General features: G+C 32.8%; 23 protein-coding genes. 7 read left to right on the top strand and 16 right to left on the bottom strand.

Going from position 1 to position 24,364, the window contains the following annotated elements; translation table 11 throughout:
* Positions 1-294: 294 nt before the first annotated feature.
* On the top strand, positions 295-1,914 hold the full coding sequence (gene pafA, locus AC1Q5Z_RS15610; protein ID WP_343588791.1) for an alkaline phosphatase PafA: 1,620 nt from the start codon (positions 295-297) through the stop codon (positions 1,912-1,914).
* Positions 1,915-2,038: 124 nt separating this feature from the next.
* On the opposite strand, the gene ald is transcribed toward pafA, so the two are convergent.
* Positions 2,039-3,157 carry an alanine dehydrogenase gene (ald, locus tag AC1Q5Z_RS15615; RefSeq protein ID WP_492445814.1) on the bottom strand — a complete coding sequence of 373 codons (1,119 nt, stop codon included), beginning with the start codon at positions 3,155-3,157 and terminating at the stop codon, positions 2,039-2,041.
* Between the two features lie 201 nt (positions 3,158-3,358).
* Here ald and AC1Q5Z_RS15620 point away from each other — a divergent pair, with 201 nt between their 5' ends.
* Positions 3,359-3,817 carry an Lrp/AsnC family transcriptional regulator gene (locus AC1Q5Z_RS15620; protein WP_073416996.1) on the top strand — a complete coding sequence of 153 codons (459 nt, stop codon included), beginning with the start codon at positions 3,359-3,361 and terminating at the stop codon, positions 3,815-3,817.
* Between the two features lie 64 nt (positions 3,818-3,881).
* On the opposite strand, the gene AC1Q5Z_RS15625 is transcribed toward AC1Q5Z_RS15620, so the two are convergent.
* Both AC1Q5Z_RS15625 and AC1Q5Z_RS15630 read right to left on the bottom strand, forming a co-directional pair.
* The gene (locus tag AC1Q5Z_RS15625) at positions 3,882-5,330 is read right to left on the bottom strand and encodes a glyceraldehyde-3-phosphate dehydrogenase (protein WP_492445816.1); all 1,449 of its coding nucleotides are present in this window, start codon (positions 5,328-5,330) and stop codon (positions 3,882-3,884) included.
* 202 nt (positions 5,331-5,532) lie between these two features.
* Entirely contained in the window at positions 5,533-6,933 is a 1,401-nt protein-coding gene (locus AC1Q5Z_RS15630; RefSeq protein WP_281633677.1) for a trypsin-like peptidase domain-containing protein, read from the bottom strand.
* A 161-nt stretch (positions 6,934-7,094) separates the two neighbouring features.
* On the opposite strand from AC1Q5Z_RS15630, the gene dapF reads away from it, so the two are divergent.
* The 4 genes from dapF (at position 7,095) to AC1Q5Z_RS15650 (ending at position 10,596) form a co-directional block, all read left to right on the top strand.
* Positions 7,095-7,877, top strand: a complete 783-nt coding sequence (dapF, locus tag AC1Q5Z_RS15635) for a diaminopimelate epimerase (protein ID WP_492445818.1) — start codon at positions 7,095-7,097, stop codon at positions 7,875-7,877.
* A gap of 12 nt (positions 7,878-7,889) precedes the next feature.
* Positions 7,890-8,423, top strand: a complete 534-nt coding sequence (locus AC1Q5Z_RS15640) for a GNAT family N-acetyltransferase (RefSeq protein WP_492445820.1) — start codon at positions 7,890-7,892, stop codon at positions 8,421-8,423.
* A gap of 10 nt (positions 8,424-8,433) precedes the next feature.
* Positions 8,434-9,474, top strand: a complete 1,041-nt coding sequence (gene mltG, locus AC1Q5Z_RS15645) for an endolytic transglycosylase MltG (RefSeq protein ID WP_492445822.1) — start codon at positions 8,434-8,436, stop codon at positions 9,472-9,474.
* Positions 9,475-9,957: 483 nt separating this feature from the next.
* Positions 9,958-10,596 (top strand): peptidoglycan-binding protein LysM, encoded by a 639-nt coding sequence (locus AC1Q5Z_RS15650; RefSeq protein ID WP_286966798.1) that lies wholly within the window; start codon positions 9,958-9,960, stop codon positions 10,594-10,596.
* 42 nt (positions 10,597-10,638) lie between these two features.
* On the opposite strand, the gene scpA is transcribed toward AC1Q5Z_RS15650, so the two are convergent.
* The 10 genes from scpA to dnaA form a co-directional block, all read right to left on the bottom strand.
* Positions 10,639-12,765, bottom strand: coding sequence for a methylmalonyl-CoA mutase (gene scpA / locus AC1Q5Z_RS15655; protein WP_492445824.1), 2,127 nt, complete (start codon positions 12,763-12,765; stop codon positions 10,639-10,641).
* 44 nt (positions 12,766-12,809) lie between these two features.
* On the bottom strand, positions 12,810-14,174 hold the full coding sequence (locus tag AC1Q5Z_RS15660) for a methylmalonyl-CoA mutase subunit beta (protein WP_492445826.1): 1,365 nt from the start codon (positions 14,172-14,174) through the stop codon (positions 12,810-12,812).
* A 14-nt stretch (positions 14,175-14,188) separates the two neighbouring features.
* Positions 14,189-14,521, bottom strand: coding sequence for an FtsB family cell division protein (locus AC1Q5Z_RS15665; protein ID WP_198858278.1), 333 nt, complete (start codon positions 14,519-14,521; stop codon positions 14,189-14,191).
* A 156-nt stretch (positions 14,522-14,677) separates the two neighbouring features.
* Complete coding sequence (udk, locus tag AC1Q5Z_RS15670; RefSeq protein WP_111363887.1) at positions 14,678-15,286, bottom strand: uridine kinase; 609 nt, start codon at positions 15,284-15,286, stop codon at positions 14,678-14,680.
* Positions 15,287-15,660: 374 nt separating this feature from the next.
* On the bottom strand, positions 15,661-16,542 hold the full coding sequence (locus tag AC1Q5Z_RS15675) for an SDR family oxidoreductase (RefSeq protein ID WP_198858279.1): 882 nt from the start codon (positions 16,540-16,542) through the stop codon (positions 15,661-15,663).
* A gap of 76 nt (positions 16,543-16,618) precedes the next feature.
* Complete coding sequence (locus AC1Q5Z_RS15680; RefSeq protein ID WP_492445829.1) at positions 16,619-17,746, bottom strand: methionine aminotransferase; 1,128 nt, start codon at positions 17,744-17,746, stop codon at positions 16,619-16,621.
* A 35-nt stretch (positions 17,747-17,781) separates the two neighbouring features.
* Positions 17,782-18,579 carry an energy transducer TonB gene (locus tag AC1Q5Z_RS15685; protein ID WP_492445831.1) on the bottom strand — a complete coding sequence of 266 codons (798 nt, stop codon included), beginning with the start codon at positions 18,577-18,579 and terminating at the stop codon, positions 17,782-17,784.
* 19 nt (positions 18,580-18,598) lie between these two features.
* A complete protein-coding gene (locus AC1Q5Z_RS15690) occupies positions 18,599-19,312 on the bottom strand; it encodes an SAM-dependent methyltransferase (RefSeq protein WP_492445833.1) in 714 nt (237 codons plus the stop codon).
* Between the two features lie 55 nt (positions 19,313-19,367).
* Entirely contained in the window at positions 19,368-19,835 is a 468-nt protein-coding gene (locus AC1Q5Z_RS15695) for a low molecular weight protein-tyrosine-phosphatase (RefSeq protein ID WP_343588783.1), read from the bottom strand.
* A gap of 8 nt (positions 19,836-19,843) precedes the next feature.
* The gene (dnaA, locus tag AC1Q5Z_RS15700; protein WP_095931847.1) at positions 19,844-21,271 is read right to left on the bottom strand and encodes a chromosomal replication initiator protein DnaA; all 1,428 of its coding nucleotides are present in this window, start codon (positions 21,269-21,271) and stop codon (positions 19,844-19,846) included.
* A 187-nt stretch (positions 21,272-21,458) separates the two neighbouring features.
* Here dnaA and AC1Q5Z_RS15705 point away from each other — a divergent pair, with 187 nt between their 5' ends.
* Positions 21,459-21,863 carry an acyl-CoA thioesterase gene (locus AC1Q5Z_RS15705; RefSeq protein ID WP_177212343.1) on the top strand — a complete coding sequence of 135 codons (405 nt, stop codon included), beginning with the start codon at positions 21,459-21,461 and terminating at the stop codon, positions 21,861-21,863.
* A 31-nt stretch (positions 21,864-21,894) separates the two neighbouring features.
* Here the strand turns inward: AC1Q5Z_RS15705 and AC1Q5Z_RS15710 are convergent, their stop codons facing one another.
* From AC1Q5Z_RS15710 to ribD, 3 genes are all read right to left on the bottom strand, one after another.
* Positions 21,895-22,527 carry an IMPACT family protein gene (locus tag AC1Q5Z_RS15710; protein WP_198858284.1) on the bottom strand — a complete coding sequence of 211 codons (633 nt, stop codon included), beginning with the start codon at positions 22,525-22,527 and terminating at the stop codon, positions 21,895-21,897.
* A 120-nt stretch (positions 22,528-22,647) separates the two neighbouring features.
* Positions 22,648-23,250: an HAD family hydrolase gene (locus tag AC1Q5Z_RS15715; RefSeq protein WP_492445836.1), complete on the bottom strand. Its 603-nt coding sequence runs from the start codon at positions 23,248-23,250 to the stop codon at positions 22,648-22,650.
* Complete coding sequence (gene ribD / locus AC1Q5Z_RS15720) at positions 23,243-24,289, bottom strand: bifunctional diaminohydroxyphosphoribosylaminopyrimidine deaminase/5-amino-6-(5-phosphoribosylamino)uracil reductase RibD (protein WP_492445838.1); 1,047 nt, start codon at positions 24,287-24,289, stop codon at positions 23,243-23,245. The genes AC1Q5Z_RS15715 and ribD overlap by 8 nt, the downstream gene beginning before the upstream one ends.
* Positions 24,290-24,364: the final 75 nt, after the last annotated feature.

The raw sequence follows: 24,364 nt of genomic DNA on the forward strand, positions 1-24,364 counted from the left end.
AAGCCCGCCTGCGCAGATGGTACTGCAGTTATGTGGGAGAGTATGTCGTCGCCTTTCTTTTGAAAACCCTATCCAAAACGGATAGGGTTTTTTGTTTTATAGCTATTTTTATTTTTTATTTGGAATAAAAGTTAGGCCGTACAAGGGATTAATAATAAGAAAATATATCTTGATTTAAATATCCTAAGTAGTAAAAGTGTTAAATTATAGTCAATTGTCTTAGGTTAAATATGTATACTTTAGACTTTTTGAATTTGAATGAGTATTTTTGTGTTTCAATTATTTTATTTAAACATGAAGAAAAATATTTTATTGTTAGCACTTCTTGCTGTCGTAAGTTTAAGTGCTCAACAACGTCCAAAATTAGTTGTGGGTATAGTTGTAGATCAAATGAAAATGGAATATTTATATCGCTTTTCAGATGATTTTTCTCCAAACGGCTTTAAAAGATTAATGAATGATGGATTTACTTTCCAGAATATGCATTACAATTATATGCCAACTTATACTGCTCCAGGACACGCTTCAATCTACACAGGGACAACACCTGCTACTCACGGAATTGTAGGTAATGAATGGTTTAGTAGAACTCTTGGAAAAGAAATGTACTGTACAGATGATGCGGGAGTTAAAACTGTAGGAGAGGGAACTGCCGAGGAAGGTGCAATGTCTCCGAAAAACCTGCAAAGTACTACAATTACAGATGAAGTTAGAATGGCTACTAATTTTAACGGAAAAGTAATTGGATTAAGTTTGAAAGACCGTGGAGCTATATTGCCAGCCGGACATTTTGCAAATTGGGCATTTTGGTATAGTAAAACAGGTTCTTTTATTTCTAGTACTTTCTATGGTGAGAAGTTGCCGGATTGGGTTACTGAATTCAATAACGAGAAAAACTACTTAAAATACATTAATAAAGGTTGGGATTTATACAAACCAGCTTCTGTTTATAATGAAAGTCTTCCTGATAATAACCCTTATGAAGGGAAATTATATGGAAGTTCTGCACCAGTTTTTCCATACGATTTAAAATCAATGTATGAGAAAAATGATGCTGGAATCATCCGTGCTACTCCTTTCGGAAATGATTTGTTGGCTGAATTTGCAAAAAGAGCAATTGAGAAAGAAGAATTAGGAAAAGATAATATTACAGACTTTTTGACGGTTAGTTTTTCTTCTACAGATTATGTAGGTCACTTACTTGGGCCAAGATCTATGGAACTTCAAGACACTTATTTAAGATTAGATCAAACTATTGCTGACTTCTTGGCTTATCTTGATAAAACGGTTGGAAAAGGAAATTATTTACTTTTCTTAACGGCTGATCATGCTGGAGCTGAAAACGTTATTTATTTGAAAGATCGTAAATACAATGTAGATAATTATCCTTCTAAAGAGGTTAAGAAAAGCATGCAGGATTTTTCAACTAAAACTTTTGGAGTTGATTTAATTCAGAACTATTCAAACTTTAATGTTTTCTTTAACAAACAAATTATTAAAGATAAAAAATTAGAGTTAGTAAAAGTAAAACAAGCTTTTAAGGAGTTTTTAATTACTCAACCACAAGTTAAAAAGGTTTATACAGAAGAGGAAATTTTGGCTAATGCTGGAAATGATTATGCTCTTAATTTTGTAGCAAAAGGATACGATGTTACACAAAATGGTGATTTGGTTATTGTAGATAAACCCGGAATGATAGAGTATACACCAACAGGAACATCACATGGAACAATTTATAGCTATGATACGCATGTACCTGCTATTTTCTACGGTTGGCATATTAAAAAAGGAGAATCTTACGATAAGAAAGCTATTACAGAGATTGCTCCAACAATAGCGCAGAAAATTAAAGTTACGTTTCCAAATGGAACAGAAGCGAAAGTTATGACCGAAGTTTTGGATAGTAAAAAATAATAAAATATAAAGCTTTGAAAACCTGTCTTCGTGACAGGTTTTTTTATACCATAAAAAAAGGCTTTTCAATTAAGAAAAGCCTTTTGTAATAGTGACTTAGTAAGCACTTGTATAAATATTAGCACTATGCGTTTGCTAATACTATTTCTTCGTTAAAAGGTAAATTCCAAGCTTCTGCAACTCCTTTGTAAAGAATTTTTCCATTAGCTACATTTAATCCTTTTTTTAATTCTTCGTTTTCAGAACAAGCTTTTTCCCATCCTTTGTTTGCTAGTTGTACAGCATATGGTAAAGTTGCGTTTGTTAAAGCTAAAGTAGAAGTGTAAGGCACAGCTCCTGGCATATTAGCTACACAGTAGTGAACGATATCGTCAATAATGAAAGTTGGGTTTTCGTGAGTTGTCGGAGTACAAGTTTCGATACATCCACCTTGGTCAACAGCAACGTCAACAACAACAGTTCCTGGACGCATTAATTTAAGCATGTCACGAGTAATTAAGTGAGGCGCTTTTGCTCCTGGAATTAAAACAGCTCCAACAATTAAGTCAGCTTCTTTAATTGCTCTTGTGATATTGTAGTGGTTAGACATTTCTGTGTTTACGTTTGCTGGCATGATATCATCTAATTGACGTAAACGTGGTAAACTTAAGTCCATAATTGTTACTTGAGCACCTAATCCAGCAGCCATTTTTGCTGCTTGAGTTCCTACGATTCCTCCACCTAAAACTAATACTTTTGCTGGTGGAACTCCTGGAACACCTCCTAAAAGGATTCCTCTTCCTTTTAATGGTTTTTCAAGGTATTTTGCTCCTTGCTGAATCGCCATACGTCCTGCAACTTCAGACATTGGAACTAATAATGGTAAGCTTCTGTCTGTTTTTTCTACAGTTTCGTAAGCTAAACAAACAGCTCCTTTTTCTAACATTGCATGGGTTAATTCTTCTGAAGAAGCGAAGTGAAAATATGTGAATAACAATTGATCTTTTTTGATTAATGGATATTCAGATGCAATTGGCTCTTTTACTTTGATAATCATTTCAGCGATAGCATAAACTTCTTCAATAGTTGGTAAAACAACAGCACCAGCTTCAGCATATTCTGCATCGGCGAAACCACTTCCTAAACCAGCCGTAGATTGAACATATACTGTATGTCCATGTTTTTTCATTTCAGAAACACCTGCAGGAGTTAAAGCAACTCTATTTTCGTTATTTTTTATTTCTTTAGGAACACCTATTATCATTTTGTTATATTTTTTTGTTTTTATTGAAATTGTTTTACAAATCTACAGATAGAGAATAAATTATGGTTTGGCGCTTAATAAATAAGAAAATATTATTTTATTTTTTACTTTTACAGAAAAATATTCTGTTTTGAGAAGGGATTTATTCTTTAAAAAGAAAAAAAGACTAAATCGGACTAATTTTAATAAAACGTTTTCGTTATGGCTTTAGATGAAATTGACAAAAAAATCCTACGTCTCTTACAAGAAGATGCGCATTATACTTTAAAAGACATCGCAAACAAAATAAATTTGTCTTTGACACCTGTTCACGATCGTGTGAAACGTCTTGAAAAAGATGGAATTATAGAAAAATATGTAACCCTTTTAGATAAGAAAAAACTTGGAAATAATTTGACCGTTTATTGTCAAGTTACACTAACAAAGCAGACTTATGATACTTCGGAAGGATTTAATCAGTCGATTTTGAATTTACCAGAGGTTGTTGAATGTAATTATGTTTCAGGAAACTTTGATTATATGCTGAAAATCATAATTCCAGATATGGAAAGTTATCATCATTTTCACCAAAAAAAATTATCTATTCTTCCTGAGGTTTCTCTAATAAATACCGTTTTTGTGATTTCGGAGGTTAAAAGCACAACAGTTCTTCCTATTTAACATAAAACAAAAAACCATCAAGAAGATCCTGATGGTTTTAAGAAAAAAAGTTAGTTTGGTTGAATTAATAATAAGTATAACGTCTTACTTTGGCAATATATTTTGCTAAGCGAATTACTTGATGGCTGTAACCATATTCGTTATCGTACCAAATATAAAGTACTATATTTTTTCCATCCTTTGAAACAATCGTTGCATTGCTGTCATAAATAGACGGGGCAGAAGTGCCGACAATATCAGATGAAACTAGTTCGTTATTTAAAGAATATTTTATCTGCTCTACCAGTTCTCCTTCGAGAGCATATTTCTTCATAATTTTATTGATTGCTGTAATAGATGTAGGTTTTTTAACTTCTAAGTTTAAAACTACCAAAGAACCATTTGGAACTGGGACGCGAATAGCATTTGAAGTGAGTTTGCCTTCTAATGATGGTAAAGCTTTAGCGACAGCACTTCCTGCGCCAGTTTCAGTAATTACCATATTTAAAGCAGCTGCTCTCCCGCGGCGGTATTTTTTATGCATGTTATCAACCAAATTTTGGTCGTTTGTATAAGCATGAATCGTTTCTAAGTGTCCTTTTACAACTCCAAGAGTTTCTTCAACAACTTTTAGAATTGGAGTAATAGCATTTGTTGTGCAAGATGCAGCTGAAAAAATATTTACTTCGTCAGGATTAAAATCGTTATGATTTACACCATGTACAATATTCGGAATACCTTTTCCAGGAGCAGTCAGCAAAACTTTACTAGCTCCGTTTGAAGTTAAATGTCTTTTTAATGCTTCTTCGGTTGTAAATGCTCCAGTGTTATCGATAATTAAAGCATCATTTATTCCGTATACGTTATAATCGATTTCTTCTGGTGAATTAGCTGTAATAATATGGACCGTTGTTCCGTTTATAATTAAGGCATTGTTTTTAGCGTCGGCTATTACTGATCCTTGAAAATCGCCGTGAATGGAGTCATATCGTAATAGAGAAGCTCGTTTCTCTAAGCTCGTAGCATCGTTTTTATCACGTGTTACAATTGCTCTCAGACGCAATTGATTTCCTTTTCCAGTTTTCGACATTAGCTCTCTTGCTAATAAGCGTCCGATTCTTCCAAAACCATATAAAACAACATCTTTTGGTTGAATTTCTTTTGAAGATTTTGCTTTTTTCAGCTTATCAATAACAAAATATCTTGCATCTGGATATTTTTCATCCTCTAAGCGATACTCATAAGTAAGTTTTCCTAAATCTATTTTTGCTGGCGGAAGGTCTAATGATAAGACAACTCTTGCGATTTCAACCGAATCAAAAATGGTGATTGGTTTGCCTACAAATTCTCCAGCATATTGGTGAAGATTGATAATATCGCTAACGTTTTTATCCAATAATTGATTTTTGAATAAAACCATTTCGATTGATTTGTCATACCATAAATCGCTTATGATTTTAATTAATTCTACACCGGCTTTTCTTCGGTCGACTTGTAAGGATACCTCTTTTTGGTACAATGATTTGTTACTCATAATTGAAAAAATAAAATGCTCACTATTTTAAAATTTGGCGCAAAAGTATCTATTTCAATCGATTTCGTAAACTATTTTAGCATTTATTTTTGAAAATAAAAAAGCCACCTTAATTTTCTTAAGATGGCTTTTTTGAAGTTTTCAGTCTCTGTCGCAGTTTTCAATTTTTTGATTCTTGAAAACTGTCACTGCAAATAGCGACTTAAATTATAATTCTGAAAATCTCTCCATTTCTGTTGATCATTTCAATTCTTACGCTTTGTCCTTCGTCTTTTTTGCTTAAAAGTTTAGAAACAGTTTCAACATTTGTTGCTTTTACATTATCAATGCTAAGAATAATATTTCCTAGTAATTCGTTTTGATATTGCATTAAATTCTCATTGCTGATGTTTTTAATTTTAACACCATAATCAATTCTGAATTTTTTCTTGTCGGTAGCATCAATGTTTTCTAATTCAATTCCTTTAAATTCGGCGCTGTAAAACTCATTTTTGCTTAAAGTTACAGGAACCGTTTTGGTTTTTCCTTCTTTAATATAAGTTACTTTCACAACATCGTTTGGACGTTTAGTATTGATGTAACCTGATAAATCTGCATATGTTGCAATATTTTGATCATCTAGTTTTACAATAATATCTCCTTTTGTTAAACCAGCTTTTTCTGCTCCAGAATTTTTAGAAACTCTATTAATGTAGAATCCTTGTGTTTCTGTTACTCCCAATTCTTTAGAAGCCGTTGCATTCAATTCGCCTCCTTCAACTCCAAGAATACCTCTTTGAACATTTCCATACTCCATAATATCCTCGATAATTTTTCGGGCAATATTAGAAGGAACGGCAAAAGAATATCCAACATAAGAACCTGTCATAGAAGAAATCATGGTATTAATTCCAATTAATTCTCCTCTTGCATTTACTAACGCTCCACCACTATTACCTGGGTTTACTGCAGCATCAGTTTGAATGAAAGATTGGATTCCGCTTTGGTCTAAATTTCTGGCTTTCGCCGAAACAATTCCTGCAGTTACAGTTGAAGTTAAATTATACGGGTTTCCAACTGCCAATACCCATTCTCCAACTTTCACATTATCAGAATTGGCAAAAGCAGTGTAAGGAAGTTTTTCATCAGCATTGATTTTTAAAAGAGCAATGTCCATTTTAGAATCTGTACCAATTAACTTCGCTTTGTATGATTTTTTATTGTTTAAAGTAATTTCAATTTCTGTTGCGTCTTTGATTACGTGATTGTTAGTAACAATGTATCCGTCTTCAGAAATAATTACTCCAGAACCAGTTCCTACTTGTTCTTGCTGTTGCTGTCCGCCATATCCGTAGAAAAACTCAAGCATTGGATTGCTTACGGTTCTTCTTGAGACATTTTTTACGTGAACAACAGTATGTACCGTTTTGTCTGCGGCTTCGGTAAAATCTAATGTTTCAGCACCTAAACCAACATTTTTTGCATAAGAATTAGGGGCAAGAGTTACAACAGAATTTCCTTTTCCAAAAAAAGAATTGTTGCTTTCAAATAATAACTTGTAAGCACCAAGAGTAATAGCACCACTTAACAATGACACTAAAAATAAGGCTGAAAATCTTTTCATATTAGAATTTGTAATTAAGTTATTAGAATTTAAGTTTCATGTTTTATTTAACGTAAAATTACTTCAAAAAATTATTTGTAAAAACGGTTTAACGCTCTTTAACAATGATTAACATTTCATTAATTAATAGTTCGTACTTTTGTATTTCTAACAACTAAAAAATGCAAGTAGAATTTTATAAATATCAAGGTACAGGAAATGATTTTGTAATGATTGATAACCGTACAAATTTCTTTCCAAAAGACGATGTGAAACTTATTGAGCGTCTGTGCGACAGACGTTTCGGAATTGGAGCTGATGGATTAATTCTTTTAGAAAATGATACTGAAACCGATTTTAGAATGGTGTATTACAACTCTGATGGAAACCAAAGTTCGATGTGCGGAAATGGCGGTCGCTGTCTAGTTGCTTTTGCCAATCAATTGGGAGTAATTGATGATAAAACGACTTTTATTGCAACAGACGGATTACATCATGCTTCTGTTAATGCTGATTCAATCGTTTCGTTGCAAATGATTGATGTGAACGAAATTCAAAAAAAAGATTCTTATACTTTCCTAAATACTGGTTCGCCTCATCATGTTCAGATTGTAGATGATTTGGAACATTATAATGTAAAAGAGAATGGAGCTGCAATTCGTTATGGTGAATTGTATGGTGAAAAAGGCAGCAATGTAAACTTTGTGAAAAAAGTAGATAACGATACTTTTTCTTTAAGAACATACGAAAGAGGTGTTGAAGACGAAACTCTTGCTTGCGGAACTGGCGCGACTGCAGTGGCGATTGCCATGAACGCCATTGGAGAAACAGATAAAACCTCAATTAATTTAAATGTTGAAGGAGGAAAGCTTATTGTTTCTTTTGATAAAGATAATGATGGTTATACCAATGTTTTCTTGACAGGACCTGCAAAATTCGTTTTCAAAGGAACAATCGAGATTTAAATCTAAAATTGAATGATAACTTTAAAAGGCAATTCTATTTATTTGCGTGCACTCGAACCTCAAGACTTAGAGTTCATTTATTCTATAGAAAATGATGAGAATATCTGGGAAGTTAGTAATACGCAGACTCCTTATAGCCGTTTTTTGATTAAACAATATTTAGAAAATGCTCATCAAGATATTTATGAGGCAAAACAACTTCGTTTGGCAATCTGTCAAGATGAAGATTTTCCTGCAATCGGATTGATTGATTTGTTTGAATTTGATCCTAGAAATAATAGGGCAGGTATTGGTATTGTAATTCAGAAAGAAGAAAATCAAGGTAAAAATATTGGTTCTGAGGCTTTAGAACTTTTAATTAAATATTCTTTTACTAATTTAAATCTCCATCAATTGTATGCAAATATTGGTGTACAAAATGTAGCGAGTATTGCACTTTTTACTAAATTTGGTTTTAAGAAAATCGGAATAAAAAAAGACTGGATTTTGTATCATAACCATTATCATGATGAAGCAATTTTTCAGCTAATTAATAAACAAATTTAAATTTTAAGCTTTGAGTCTAAAAAAAATAATCACAATAACTGCAGTAGCCATAATTTCAGCTTTATTGATTTATGGTTTTATTTTAATCAGTAGAATTTTTAGTTCTAACACTAAATTTGAAGAAAAAGAAGTCTACGTTTATGTGCCTACAGATGCGAATTACACTGATGTAAAAAAGATTTTGGCACCTTACATAAAGAATTTTGACAACTTTGAAATGGTTGCTGAAAAAAGAGATTATCCACAAAATGTAAAATCAGGTCGTTTTCTTTTAAAGAAAGACATGAACAACATTGATCTAGTTCGTGCAATGCGTTCTAACATTCCTGTAAAATTGGTTTTTAACAATCAAGAGCGCTTAGAAAATTTCGCTGGAAGAATCGGAAAAGAAATCGAAGCTGATAGTTTATCATTAATGAAAGCTATCAAAGATTCTACTTTCTTAGCGACAAACGGATTTAACGAAGAAAATGTTTTTGCAATGTTTATTCCAAATACTTATGAGATTTATTGGAATACATCGGCAGAAAAGTTTCGTGATAAGATGATTAAAGAATATCATAATTTCTGGACGGCAGATAGAATCGCTAAAGCAAAAGCACAAGGTTTAACCCCGGTTCAAGCTACTATTTTAGCTTCAATTGTCCATAAAGAATCAGTTAAAAAAGACGAAAGACCTCGTATTGCTGGTGTTTATTTAAACCGTTTGCGTTTAGAAATGCCATTACAAGCAGATCCAACAGTTATTTATGCTTTAAAATTAAGAGATAACGATTTTGATCAAGTTATTAAACGAGTTTTTTATAATGATTTGGTAATGAGATCTCCATATAATACTTATGTAAATAAAGGACTTCCTCCAGGACCAATTGCAATGCCTGATATTACAGCTTTAGAAGCAGTTTTAAACCCAGAAAAGAACGATTATATCTATTTCTGTGCAAGTGTCGATCGTTTCGGATATCATGAATTTGCTGCAACACTAGCAGAACATAATGTAAATGCAAAAAAATATTCTGACTGGATTGCAAGTCAAGGAGTAACAAGATAATCTGATTTGTTTAAATAATATTAGAAAACCGAAGTCAATTTTGCTTCGGTTTTTTTGTTTTTTTCTGATGTAAAAAAGTCTTTGAAATTGAAAAATTATGAAATTGCTATTTTGTTTATTTTTCGATTTGTCATAATAAAAAAATAACCATTTTTTAATGATGAATTTTATAAAATTCGAAAACCACCTTTTCAAAATCTGCATAAAAACTATATTTTTTATGTAGGTTAATTCTTTCTTTTTCATGAAAAATGCTTAAAATTTCTATAAAATGCGATTTTTTTTGACCCAAAATTTCAATTTTTAGAGCTGAAATAAGTCACTTCAAATCTTTCGGAATCCATTAGTATATCTGGGATGAAAGCGAATTGCGTTTTTAAGTATCAAATGTTAAAGTGTTGATTTATAGTATATTTTGAAAAGACTTATCTTTGCACCGTAGAAATTTCAAGAGGGTGACAGCGTCTTGAAGAAAAACAATTTATGATAAAGAAATGGTATTTTTATGCGAGTTTAGTCGTTATTATTACATTTTTAAGTTTGGGATTTATTCCCTCAGAAAAAGAAACCAAACCTTGGTTTTTAATTGAAAAAACAGATGGATCAGAATACATTTTTCCATCAAAAGAAAAAGATGATTATCCAAACACCAACGTCCCATACACAGGAAATCATCTAATAGGATTTAAAGAAGCAGTAGCTTTTAAAGAATCACAAGGGCAATACAGACTAGTAAATTCTCTTGGTTATATGGGCAAATATCAATTTGGTTCTAAAGCTTTAAGAGCAATCGGAATTAATGATAATAAAGCCTTTTTAAAAGATCCTGCGCTACAAGAAAAAGCTTTTATGGCTTTGTTAGCCAAAAACAAATGGATTTTACGTTACGAAATCGAAAAGTATCAAGGTAAAATCATCAGTGGTATTGAAATTACCGAATCTGGAATTTTAGCTGCAGCGCATTTAGGTGGTGCAGGTTCTGTAAAGAACTTTTTCAAAAACAAAGGAAGCAGACATTTTAGAGATGCTTTTGGAACTTCTTTGAAAAGCTATATGAGAGATTTTGCAGGTTACGATCTTTCTTTTATAGAAGCAGATAGTAACGCAACAGTAAACGACTAAATGAAAAAAAGAAAAATCCCTTGTAAAAAGGGATTTTCTTTTTTAATCTATTAAAGCTTCTAAGATTTTTATAGCTGCTTCACTTATTTTAGTTCCAGGACCAAAAACAGCCGATGCGCCAGCATCAAACAAAAATTGATAGTCCTGAGACGGAATAACACCACCTACAATTACCATTATGTCTTCACGTCCATGTTTTTTTAGTTCTTCTATTACTTGCGGAACTAATGTTTTGTGTCCAGCAGCAAGTGATGAAACACCTAAGATGTGAACATCATTCTCAATAGCTTGTTTTGCCGCCTCTGCAGGAGTTTGAAATAAAGGGCCAATATCAACATCAAAACCAACATCGGCATAACCCGTAGCAACCACTTTTGCGCCTCTGTCATGACCATCTTGTCCCATTTTGGCAATCATAATTCTAGGACGTCTACCTTCTTGTTTAGCAAAAATATCTGCAAGTTGTTTTGCTCGCTCAAAATTCTCGTCATTTTTTATTGCTGCACTATACACTCCGCTAAAAGATTTAATTTGTGCTTTAAAACGGCCAAAAACAGTTTCCAATGCATTACTGATTTCGCCTAATGTTGCTCTGTTTCTTGCAGCTTCAATCGCAATTTCTAGCAAGTTGCCTTGTCCCGTTTGTGCACAAAGGATTAATTTTTCTAGTGACTTATTTACTTTTTCAGAATCTCTCGTTTGTTTTATTTCTTCGAGACGTTCAATTTGCTGCTTGCGAACCAATTGATTGTCTACATCCAAAATATCCAACGGATCTTCTTTTTCTAAACGGTATTTATTAACTCCAACAATAATGTCTTGTCCGCTGTCAATTCTAGCCTGTTTTCTCGCCGCCGCTTCTTCAATTCGAAGTTTCGGAATTCCAGCTTCAATTGCTTTGGTCATTCCGCCAAGTTCTTCTACTTCTTCAATTAGTTTCCACGTTTTTTCAACAATATTATTTGTCAGACTTTCAACATAATAACTTCCAGCCCAAGGATCTACTGTTTTGGTAATTTTGGTTTCTTCTTGAAGAAAAATTTGGGTATTACGTGCAATTCTAGCAGAGAAATCTGTTGGAAGTGCAATTGCCTCATCTAAAGCATTGGTATGCAAAGATTGTGTTCCTCCAAAAACCGCCGCTGCAGCTTCAATACAAGTTCTAGCAACATTATTAAACGGATCTTGTTCTGTTAAACTCCATCCGCTAGTTTGGCAATGTGTTCTTAGAGCCAGAGATTTTTCGCTTTTAGGATTAAACTGCTGTAATAGTTTTGCCCAAATCATTCGTCCTGCTCTCATTTTGGCAATTTCCATAAAATGATTCATGCCGATTGCCCAAAAGAAAGATAATCTTGGAGCAAAATCGTCAATGGTCATTCCTGTAGATAATCCAGTTCTAATGTATTCTAAACCATCTGCTAAAGTGTAAGCCAATTCAATATCAGCTGTAGCTCCAGCTTCCTGCATGTGATAACCAGAAATAGAAATAGAATTGAATTTTGGCATTTTTTTGCTCGTAAATTCAAAAATATCGGCAATAATTTTCATAGAAGGAGTTGGAGGGTAGATATAAGTATTTCTAACCATAAACTCTTTTAAAATATCGTTTTGTATTGTTCCTGCTAATTTTTCTGGATTAACGCCTTGTTCTTCGGCAGCAACAATGTAAAAAGCCATAATTGGTAAAACGGCTCCATTCATGGTCATGGAAACTGACATTTCGTCCAATGGAATCTGATCGAAGAGCACTTTCATATCTTCAACAGAATCAATCGCAACTCCAGCTTTTCCAACATCACCAACAACTCTTTCGTGATCTGAATCGTAACCGCGATGTGTTGGTAAATCAAAAGCGATTGAAAGTCCTTTTTGGCCTGCAGCTAAATTTTTTCTGTAAAAAGCATTACTTTCTTCTGCGGTAGAAAATCCCGCATATTGACGAATAGTCCACGGGCGTCTTACATACATCGTAGCGTATGGTCCGCGTAAATTGGGTGCAAAACCGGCTCCGAAATCAAGAAATTCTAAATCTTCGATATCTTTTTCAGAATAGTTTCTTTTGATTTCGATTCCTTCGGCAGTAGTAAAGTTGTTAGAACTAGAATTAATTTCTGGTTCCCGATTTTTAACTTCTAACTTTATATGTTTAAGGTCTTTTCTTGTCATTGAGACGCTTTGTTTGAGTTTGTAATTAATTACTTTTTATGAGATTATTCCAATTCCAGTCTTTCCTGCTCCATTTTCTCTGCCAATCTTTTTTCGATAATTGGTGTAATTAATGTTTTTCTTGGTTTGATTTTTACAAAAGGAAACAATTCTAAATCATGTTTCATTCTGTCTTCTTTATTTGGATATTTGTTTGTTCCTAAAAGAATTTCTTTTTTTGAATCAAATAATTCCTGTTCTTTATTGGCACTTTCTTGAATCTTCTTTTTGATTGTACCATCGTTTAAAAGTTTCAAGAAACCTCCGTTTGCTTCAATATCTTTAAATAAAGCCAGGCTTTTTTCTGCCAATTGCATCGTTAAGCTTTCAATATAATAACTTCCGTCAGCTGGATTATTTACTTTGTCAAAATAACTTTCGTGCTTTAAGATCAAAAGCTGGTTTCTAGAGATTCGATCTCCAAATTCGTTGTCTTTGTGGTATAAAGCATCATAAGGTAAATTGGCAATTGCATCTGCACCACCCAGAATTGCCGACATGCACTCGGTTGTTGTACGAAGCATATTTACATTATAATCGTAAATTGTTTTGTTTCGTTTAGTTGGAGTTACCAAGAAATGACATTTTATTTCTGGATTATATTCTTTAGTAATTAAGTCAAAAAGCATTCGAAGTGCTCTAAGTTTGGCAATTTCGAAGAAATAATTGGTTCCAACTGAAATCTGAAAAACAATTGATTTTGTTTCGGCAGAAAAACGATTTAAATATTCGTTTGCGTGTGCTAAGCTGTAAGCAATCTGCTGTGTAATATTGGCACCTGAGTTTTGATATAATCCTAGATCAACGCTTAACAAATTTAGATTGGTCGTGTTTTTGAATAATAAAGACAATGTCTCAAAATTGTTTTTTTCGGGAGTTGTAAACCAATTTCCTTCGCGTGCTAATTCTCCAATTGGATCAAAATTACAATAGAAAATGGCTTTTTTCTGTATCGAAATCGTGTCTAATTTTTTAACGAAATCGATTGAGATGAAATTGAAATTAAAGTAAACGATTTTGTTTTCTAAAGGAAGATTCTCTAGTAATTTCTGAACATCAGTTTTTTCATTCTGAATTGTAAATCGTAAACTTTCAGCGCCTCTTTCTAAAGTGTTTAAAGCACGTTCGATAGATTTTTCTACATCGAAAACAAAGATATTCTGGCAGATTTTAAAATCTGAGGCTTGAGTTTTTACATTTGCAGCTTTTGTAAATTCATCTATATGATAAAAAGGCTTTACCTGAATATCTTCTGGCGAATTCCAAATAACAGTTTGATTGTAATCGGCTCCATCTAATTCAAACTGAATTTTTTGTTTCCATTGTTTGGATGAAATCGGATTAAAATCGTCGAATAGGTTAGTGGCCATTGTATTTTGTTTGATTATTCTTTGTCTTGAATGGTATCTCCTTCAAATTGTATGATATAAATATCTTCGCTATCTTTTTTCATGAAATACTTTTCACGTGCGTATTTCTCAATTTGTTCAGGATTTTTGAGCTGTTTGATCTGCTCCTGATCTTTTCTGATTTCTTCCTGATAATACTTTTTATTATCTTGAAGTTCATGAATTTGTTCATCTAAAAAACGATGATCAAAATAGGAGTAATTATCTAAAAATAACATCCAAACTATAAAAAATAGCAAAACCCAAACATATTTGTTTCCAAGGTATTTGAACCATTTTTTGTCTTTGTATGGATTTTTAAATTTCATTTTAAACGAATATTTCTTTTGTATTTGTTATCTCTAGCCCCGATATCTCCCGATTTAGAAAAACAAGGCCTTTTTGCCGTAGTTTTTCTAAATCGGGAATAAAGGCGAAAGCGGTAATAAGCTCCTAATTATTATGGTTTAAATTTACGATAAAAATTATGAAATACGCTGATTAATTACGGCCCGAACTACATCAATTGCTACCGTATTGTATTTATCATTCGGAATAATAATATCGGCAAATGCTTTAGTTGGCTCTATAAATTGCTCGTGCATAGGCTTTAAAGTGGTTTGATAACGATTTAAAACCTCGTCAATATCGCGGCCTCTCTCTGAAATATCTCTTTTTAAACGACGGATTAATCTTTCGTCAGAATCGGCATGAACGTAGATTTTGATGTCAAAAAGCTCACGCAATTCTGGATTAGTCAAAATTAAGATACCTTCAACAATCATTACTTTTCTAGGATGTGTCGTAATTGTATCATCAGTTCTGTTATGCTGAATAAATGAGTAAACAGGCTGATCAATAGTTTCGCCTGCTTTTAAAGCTTTTAGATGTTTTACTAACAATTCAAAATCGATGGCACGAGGGTGATCAAAATTGATTAATGCTCTCTCGTCAAAAGACAAGTTATGGTTTTCTTTATAATACGAATCTTGAGAAATTACACCAACTTCAGTGTCTGGTAATTCGTTCATGATTTGGTGTACAACTGTTGTTTTTCCGCTTCCAGTTCCTCCTGCAATTCCAATAATGAGCATAAAATTTTTGTTTGATATTTGTTTGGCAAAAATAATAATTTAACTGAATCGCTAAACATTTAAAATAATTTAACCATATAAGTAACTTAAGTAAATTTAAGCTAGAAAATATTTAAGCAAAATGTTACTTAACTGAAATTATTGCCGTTATATTGATAAAAGACCGAATTATTTGTTTTAAATCATTTAAGCAATATAAGTAAATATAAATAGTTCTTTTTTTTGACTTAAAGAACTTTAAAAATCCCCACTAAACTTATAATCTCTTATATGAACTTATATGGTGAAAAAAAAATCCCGAAAGTAAACCTTCGGGATTTCGTGCAATCAGTATAGTTTTAAAAAAATATTCTGAATTTAGTAAGCACTTGTAATTATTTATTCTTTTTTGCTTTTATCATCATTTCAAGCTGATCCCAAAGTTCTTCAGGAATTGCTTCTAATAAATTGAACTGTCCAGCGCCTTTTAACCATTCGCCACCGTCAATTGTAATTACGTCTCCATTAATGTATGAAGAGAAATCGGAAACTAAATAAGCCGCTAAATTGGCCAATTCTTGGTGATCTCCAACTCTTTTTAATGGCACTTTTTTAGCCATGTCAAATTTCTCCGAAAGATCTCCAGGCAATAATCTGTCCCAAGCTCCTTTTGTAGGGAATGGCCCTGGAGCAATTGCGTTAGAACGAATTCCGTATTTTGCCCATTCTACAGCAAGACTTCTTGTCATTGCCAAAACTCCCGCTTTTGCCGTAGCACTAGGAACAACATAAGCAGATCCTGTCCAAGCATAAGTGGTTACTATATTTAAAATTGTTGCCGACGTTTGTTTGGTATCGATCCAATGTTTTCCAAAAGCAAGTGTGCAGTTTTTAGAACCTTTTAATACAATATCAATTACGGTATCAAATGCATTTGCTGACAATCTTTCGGTTGGCGAAATAAAATTACCTGCTGCATTATTTAAAAGAACATCTACTTTTCCGAATACTTTTAAAGTTTCCTGAAGCATGTTTTCTACTTCTTCGTAATGACGTACATCGCATTGTAAAGGAAGACATTTACCTCCAGTCTGACTTTCAAGTTCGGCTGCCGTAGTTTTTAACTTTTCTAGGTCTCTAGAAGTTATGGCTACTTGAGCTCCTAATTCGAGAAAATATTTGGTCATAGCTTTACCTAAACCGCTTCCGCCGCCTGTAACGACAATGACTTTGCCTTGTAAAGCATCATCACGTAACATTTTATCTGTGTAGCTCATAGTTTTTCTTTTTTTGCAATATTAATTAAATAAAATAGGATGCACGCATAATAATGTTATAAAATTTCGATAAATTTTATATATCACATAATTTTTTTGCTGCAGACTCGAGTGTGAAGTTGTCTTTGGCAAAACAAAAACGAATAAGTTTCTGATCTTTATAATCGGAATAAAAAGTAGAAATAGGTATTGCAGCAACACCGTGATCGATGATTAGATTTTTGCAAAAAGTAACATCATCTTCATTTGAAATATTGGCATAAGAAGCAACCTGAAAATAAGTTCCTTCGCAAGGTTTTAATTCAAAACGGCTATTTTGAAGCAGTTTCTGGAAATAATCTCTTTTTTCTTGATAGAATTTTCCAAGAAGATTTACATCAACAATATCTAAATATTCGCTAATTGCAAACTGAGAAATACTGTTTACGCTGAAAACCAAAAACTGGTGAACCTTTTTAATTTCTTTCATTAAATGTTCAGGAGCAATAGTATAACCAATTTTCCAGCCTGTTATATGAAAAGATTTTCCAAAAGAAGAAACCATAACGCAACGGTCTAAAAGAAAATCTTTGGTATGTGCCGAAATATGTTTTTCTTCGAAAGTAATGTACTCGTAAACTTCGTCAGACAAAACAATAAGTTTTGGATATTTTTCAATAAGTTTTTTTAACTGAATAAAATCATTTTCGGTTAATATTTTTCCTGTCGGATTATGCGGATTATTGATGATAATCATTTTGCTCTTTTCAGAACAAGCTTTTTCTATTGTTTCCCAGTTTGGCGTGTAATCATCATTTAGGGCAACTCGAACTGGTTTTGCTTTACAGAGTAAAACAGGAGATTCGTAAGAATCGTAACTTGGATCTAGAATTATGACTTCATCATTTTCTTTTACTAAAGCTAAAATCGTGGTAAAAATTCCCTGAGTTGCTCCAGCTGTAATCAAAAGTTCTGTATCTGGATTTATTGTTCTGTTATAAGAATCCTGAGTTAATTTTGCAATTTTGTTCATCAACGGAGGATAACCTGCCATTGGTGTATATTGGTGAACGTTTTCTTTCGCTAATCTGGAAATAATATCTGTTAATCTTTCATCTACAGGAAAATTTGGAAATCCCTGTGAAAGATTGATTGCATTATATTCAGTAGCCATTTTAGACATTACTGTGAAAATGCTTGTGGTTACGTTTGGGAGTTTGCTCATGATAAAGTTTGGTTAAGGAAAAGAGATGATTAAATTTAATCGACGGCTATAGGAATAGCCTTTAAAACTCTAACAACCTTGTTATTTTGTTTTCCTGGACTCCATTTGGGAGATAATTTTAAAACTCTAATTGCTTCTGCACCTGTTCCATATCCAATATCTCTTAAGATTTTTATATCACTTAAAGATCCATCTTTTTCAATAATAAAAGTAGCATACACTCTTCCTTTTAGATCTTTTTGTGGATTTTTATAGTTATCTTTTAAAAAACGTTCTAGTGTTTCTTGTCCACCTGGAAATTCAGGCATCACTTCTAAGCCAGCAGTATTATATACTTGATTTTCTTCGTCTTCTCTAACTACTTCAGCTATTGGATTGTTATTATTACGGTTATAAAATTCTAAGGATTCAGCTGAGTCAATACCTTTTACGGTAATAGGAAATGAATAGTTCCATCTCACATATTTGTTATTTCTTTTTGCGGGAGTCCATCTAGGAGATAATTTTAATACTCTAATTGCTTCTTCACCTGTTCCATATCCAATGTCTCTTAAAATTTTTATATCACTTAAAGTTCCATTTGTTTCAACCATAAAGGATACATACACTTTTCCTTTTAAGTTTTTCACAATCGGCATTCTATAATTATTTTTTATAAAATCGTTATATAAAGCTTCCGTTCCGCCAGGGAATTCAGGTTGTGAATCTACACGTGAATTATTTTTACTGCTGTTGACTACTGCATCAGGGTCTGATTTAATAGTTGGTTCTTTGTGTTGAGAAAAAGTATTTTGTATAAAACAAATCAAAATAAACGGAAGAAGTTTTTTCATTATGATGGTTTAAGTTAGTTTACATTTTATGAATAATAAAAATAGCAGGGCGTTTATCTAAATCAACTTTTAACTTTTTCCAATCCGCAACTTTCAATGTTTTGATGAATTCTGTTGGAAGCGTTATATCTGCCGCAATACAAAGATGAGTTGCAGGGCTTAAAATCTGTAGAAGATCTTCAATCAGTTTATTATTTCTGTATGGAGTTTCAATAAATAGTTGCGATTGATTTTTATCATAAGATAATTTCTCAAAATGACGAATTGCCGATTTTTTTTCGTCTTTATCAATTGGTAGATATCCATTGAAAGTAAAACTTTGTCCGTTCATTCCTGAAGCCATCATCGCCAATAGGATAGAGGAAGGGCCAACTAAAGGTACAACTTGAATTCCTTTTTCGTGAGCCAACTTTACAATTGCAGCACCTGGATCAGCAACTCCTGGACAGCCAGCTTCGCTCATTAATCCCATATTTTTCCCTTCCAACAAAGGTTTTATGAAATCATTATGTTCGCTACTTTCTGTTCTTTTGTTTAAAGTAAAAAGAACCAATTCAGATTGTTTTTTTTCTGGGTAAACTGCTTTTATAGATTTTCTGGCAGTTTTGTCGTTTTCAACAATATAATGGTCGATAACTTCTATCGTTCTTCTAACGGTTTGTGGCAAAACATCCATCGGATCGCTTTCGCCCATTGTGGTTGGAATTAGATATAATTTTCCGAAAGATTTCATGTGCTTTTGTTTAAAATTAAAAAATTCAATTATCTCTTTTTTAGAAACAATTGAATTAGGAGTGTTTTTTTAGCAGCTGATCTGCAATTAAATCGGTTACTTCGTCCAGCATTTGATAAACGTTGTCAAAACCGTTTGCTGAGCCGTAATATGGATCTGGAACATCGACATTTTCGTCTGGAAATAAATCGTTTAAAATTAAACGAACCTTATTTTTATGTTCGGGAGTTTTAGCTAAATGAACCACATCGCGATAATTCGAATTATCCATAACATAGATATAATCAAATTTGTCAAAATCAGAAACTTGAATTTGTCTTCCTTTTTGCGCACTGATATTGATTCCGTTTTTTCTTGCAACGTCAATAGAACGTTTGTCTGGACAATGGCCAACATGCCAAGAACCTGTGCCAGCAGAGTCAACAAAGAATTTATCTTCGGGTAGTTTAGAAGCTAAAATTCCTTCGGCTAAAGGAGATCTGCAAATATTTCCTAAACATACCATTAAGATTTTTACAGGCATGATGCGTCTTAAAGCGTTAATTTTTTATTGATGTCTTCAACAAACTTTTTAAATTGTTTGTCTGTAGAAACTAAATTGTCAACTGTTTTACAAGCGTGAAGAACAGTTGCGTGGTCGCGATCTCCAATTTGTGAACCAATATTAGCAAGAGAAGCTTTAGTGAATTTCTTAGCAAAGAACATCGCTAGTTGTCTTGCTTGTACAACGTGCCTCTTTCTGGTTTTAGATTGAAGTGTTTCAATATCTAATTGGAAATAATCTGAAACGATTTTTTGAATATAATCGATTGAGATTTCTCTCTTTACGTTTTTAACAAATTTCTCTACAACGCTTTTCGCTAACTCGATTGTAACTTCTTTTTTATTGAAAGAAGATTGAGCGATTAACGAAATAATAGCACCTTCAAGTTCTCTAACATTTGATTTAATGTTTCGAGCAACATATTCTAAAATATCTTCTGGCATTTCAACACCATCACGGTATAAAATGTTTTTTAAGATTGAGATACGAGTTTCGTAGTCAGGCTGATGTAATTCTGCAGATAATCCCCATTTAAAACGAGACAATAATCTTTGTTCGATATCCTGCATATCAACAGGAGCTTTATCAGAAGTTAAGATTACTTGTTTTCCGTTTTGATGTAAATAGTTGAAAATATGGAAGAATACGTCTTGCGTTCCTGATTTTCCAGACAAGAACTGAACATCATCAATAATCAAAACATCGATTAACTGGTAAAAGTGAATAAAATCATTACGATTATTCTTTTTAACAGAATCAATATATTGTTGTGTGAAAATCTCAGCAGAAATATATAAAACGGTCTTTTCCGGATACTTATCTTTTACTTCTACGCCTATAGCATGTGCTAGGTGTGTTTTTCCTAAACCAACTCCTCCAAAAATCAACAAAGGATTAAATGAAGTCCCTCCAGGTTTGTTAGCAACAGCCATACCTGCAGAACGAGCTAAACGGTTTGAATCTCCTTCTAAGAAATTATCAAAACTGTAGTTCGGATTTAACTGAGACTCAATTTTTAAATTTCTAATTCCAGGAATTACAAACGGATTTTTAAGCTCAGGATTTAAGTTTTTAAACGGAGCGTCAACCTCTTGCGGTTTCATTGGCACTCTGTTGGCACTTGGCAGCTGCTCGGTAAACGGCTGTTTATTGCCATAAGTGTTCTCCATTTTAATTTTATAGAGTAACTTTGCGTTTTTTCCCAGTTCTTTGGTAAGCGCAACTTTCAATAATTTTACGTAATGCTCTTCGAGCCATTCGTAGAAAAATTTACTCGGAACCTGAATGTATAATGCGTTATCGGTTAGCTCAACTGATTTGATTGGTTCGAACCAAGTTTTATATGCTTGGTCTTGAATATTATCCTTTATAAAGGACAAACAGTTTTCCCATACCGATTGAGCAGTTTTAGTCATAGATTCAGATAAATTTTTATTATTGTTATAAAGATTCTCCTAATAAAAAAGGAGCAATTTTATTCCGTATTTCGGGATAACAAATATGTGAACAAATTTCTGTAAAAAAAAATATTTTGGTATCTAATTTTATAAAAAAAAGTTGTAATGAGGCTTTTTAAATTCGAAATTTTTTAATATTTTATAAATGAAAAATCATCAGACTCAAGTACGAGTTCGTTACTCAGAAACTGACCAAATGGGAGTTGTTTATCACGGAAATTATGTGCCTTATTTTGAGATTGGACGCGTGGAATGGCTTAGAAATAAAGGGGTTTCGTATAAAAGCATGGAAGAAAGCGGAATTGGTCTTCCAATTGTCAACATGAATATCAATTACAAAAAATCGGCGAGATACGACGAACTTTTGACAATTCACACAACTTTCAAAAGTCACTCTTCTGTAAAGATCGAATTTGACTGTGCGATTTACAATGAGGCAAATGAGTTATTAACAACTGCGACGTTTATTTTAGTATTTGTTGCGTTAAAAACGGGTCGTCCAACTGCTCCTCCAGAGTACATTTTGGAAATATTTAAATCACTCGAATAATTGTTAAAACGAATAGGATTTTGATATTAAATTATACTAATTTAATATCGATTTCGAACATTAAATCAAAAATGCTGAACACTGTTTCGGCATTTTTTTTTCGCGTTTTTGTTACAATTTTGCCAATTGGCAGTCCCGAAATTTCATCCATTTCCATTTCCTGAGATACGATTTCTAATTTCTTTTCTTTGATAACGCGCATTACTTTATTCATGTTTTTGTAATCAAAAGAAATTAAAAATTCGACATCGATTGTTTTTTCCACTATTTCGCAAATTTCCAAAGTCTGTTGTGCCGTTGTTCGATATGCAGCTATTAAACCGCCAACGCCTAATTTTACTCCTCCAAAAATTCGAACTACTACAACAAGAACGTTTGTAACTCCAAAAGATTGTATCTGGCCATAAATTGGTGCTCCGGCAGTATTGCTTGGTTCACCATCATCATTGGCACGGTACGAAACTTTATTTCCAACGCCCAATTGGTAGGCATAGCAATAATGCACCGCATGCGGATGCTGTTTTTTAAGGTCTTCTATTATGGGTTTTACCTCGTCCTCATGATCTATCGGAAAAGCATAGCCAAAGAACTTACTGCCTTTTTCTTTAAACAGTATTTCTTCAGATGCAGATGCAATAGTTTGATAAGTATCGTTAATTTCCAATTGTAAGGGTTTAAGTTTTTTTTAGCCACAGATTAAAAAGATTCTCACAGATTTTCTTTTAAAAAAGCAAAAAAGAAATCTTTTTAATCTGTGGCTAAATATTTTTTACTAGAAAGTGTGTTACAATAATCCTTTGGTAAATAGATCAACAACATCTTCTTTGCCAACTTGAAGATTCCATACTTTGATTCCTAAAGTTGTAGCGCTGTCGGTATTTTCTGTTTTATCGTCAACAAATAAAGTGTTTTCTGCAATTAGATTGTTCTGATCTAAAACAAATTGATAAATTTTCGGATCTGGTTTTCTCATTCCGATATCAAAAGAAAAATAAACCTTCTCAAAACAATTGTAAAAATCTTTATAAAAAGAAATGCCACTTTTTTCTTCAAAAGTATTGATGTGAATTGAATCGGTATTACTTAACAAAAACAAACGATATTTTTTTGATAATTCCTGAACGAACTCCAAACGATAAAAAGGGAAATCTGCCAAAACAGCATTCCAAGCTTTTAAAATATTTTCTCTTGAAGCGTTTGGCAATTGTTTTTGAAAACCAGCAATGAATTCTTCTGGTGAAATAGATCCCGTTTCAAATGAAAGATTTAACTGATCCAGTTCGTTGTTCCATTCAGTCATCCCCAATTTTTGTAAACCAGAAATAGTGGCAGCTTTATCCAAATTGATAAAAATATCCCCAAAGTCAAAAATTATCGCATCAATCATAATTTCTAATTTGTATTAATTCGTCATCTAAAATATTGGTCTTTGAACTGTTTTTTCTTGAAATTTCTGGAGCTTTCGTTCCTTTTTCAAAACTTGTTTTTCCGATAAAAATTCGAGCTTCATCCCAAAGATTTTCATCTATAAAAGATTGAAGCGTTTGTCTTCCGCCCTCAATAATTACAGATTGAATTTGATTCTGATACAAAACGTCTAAAATCTGAGGAATGATATTTTTATCAAAATCAATTATCTCAAATTGAGTATTTTCTTTTGACGGTTTTGAACCTTTAGAAAAAATAATAGTTTTTACCGTATCATCAAAAATAAAACTGTTTTCGTCAATTCGATTATTTTGATCAATAACAATTCTAGTCGGATTATTTCCTTGCCAATCTCGAACATTCAATTTTGGATTATCATCAATGACGGTTTGTGTTCCGACAAGAATAGCTTGTTCTTCAGTTCTCCATTTATGAACTAATTGTCGGGAATATTGATTTGTAATCCAAATTGGTTTTCGGTCTTGATTCGAGACTTTTTCAGGAGCCAAAAATCCATCTTGACTTTCTGCCCATTTTAAAATAATATAGGGTCTCTTTTTTTGATGAAAAGTAAAAAAACGTTTATTAAGCTCGTTGCAATCATCTTCTAAAACTCCGACAGTAACATTCGCACCAGCTTCAATCAATTTTAAAATGCCTTTTCCTGCTACTTTTTCATTTGGATCAACTGTACCAACAACAACATTGGGAATTTCATTCGCAATAATCAAATCACAGCAAGGAGGAGTTTTGCCAAAATGACTGCAAGGCTCTAAGCTTACATAAATTGTAGCTTTTTTCAACAGGGATTTATCTTTTACAGATCGCACCGCATTAACCTCTGCATGTGGCTCTCCAGCCTTTATGTGCCAGCCTTCGCCAATAATTTTATTCTCGTAAACAATTACGCTACCAACCATGGGGTTTGGATACGTTGTTCCAAGTCCATTTTGTGCCAGTTCGATGCAGCGTTTTATATATTTTTCATGTATATTCACAGTGCAAAAGTAGTTAATTTTAAGATTATCATTAACTGAAAAGGGGTAAGTTGTGAAACAATCCCGATAGTTATA

Source organism: Flavobacterium sp. GW823-FHT06G12, from assembly GCF_058794775.1.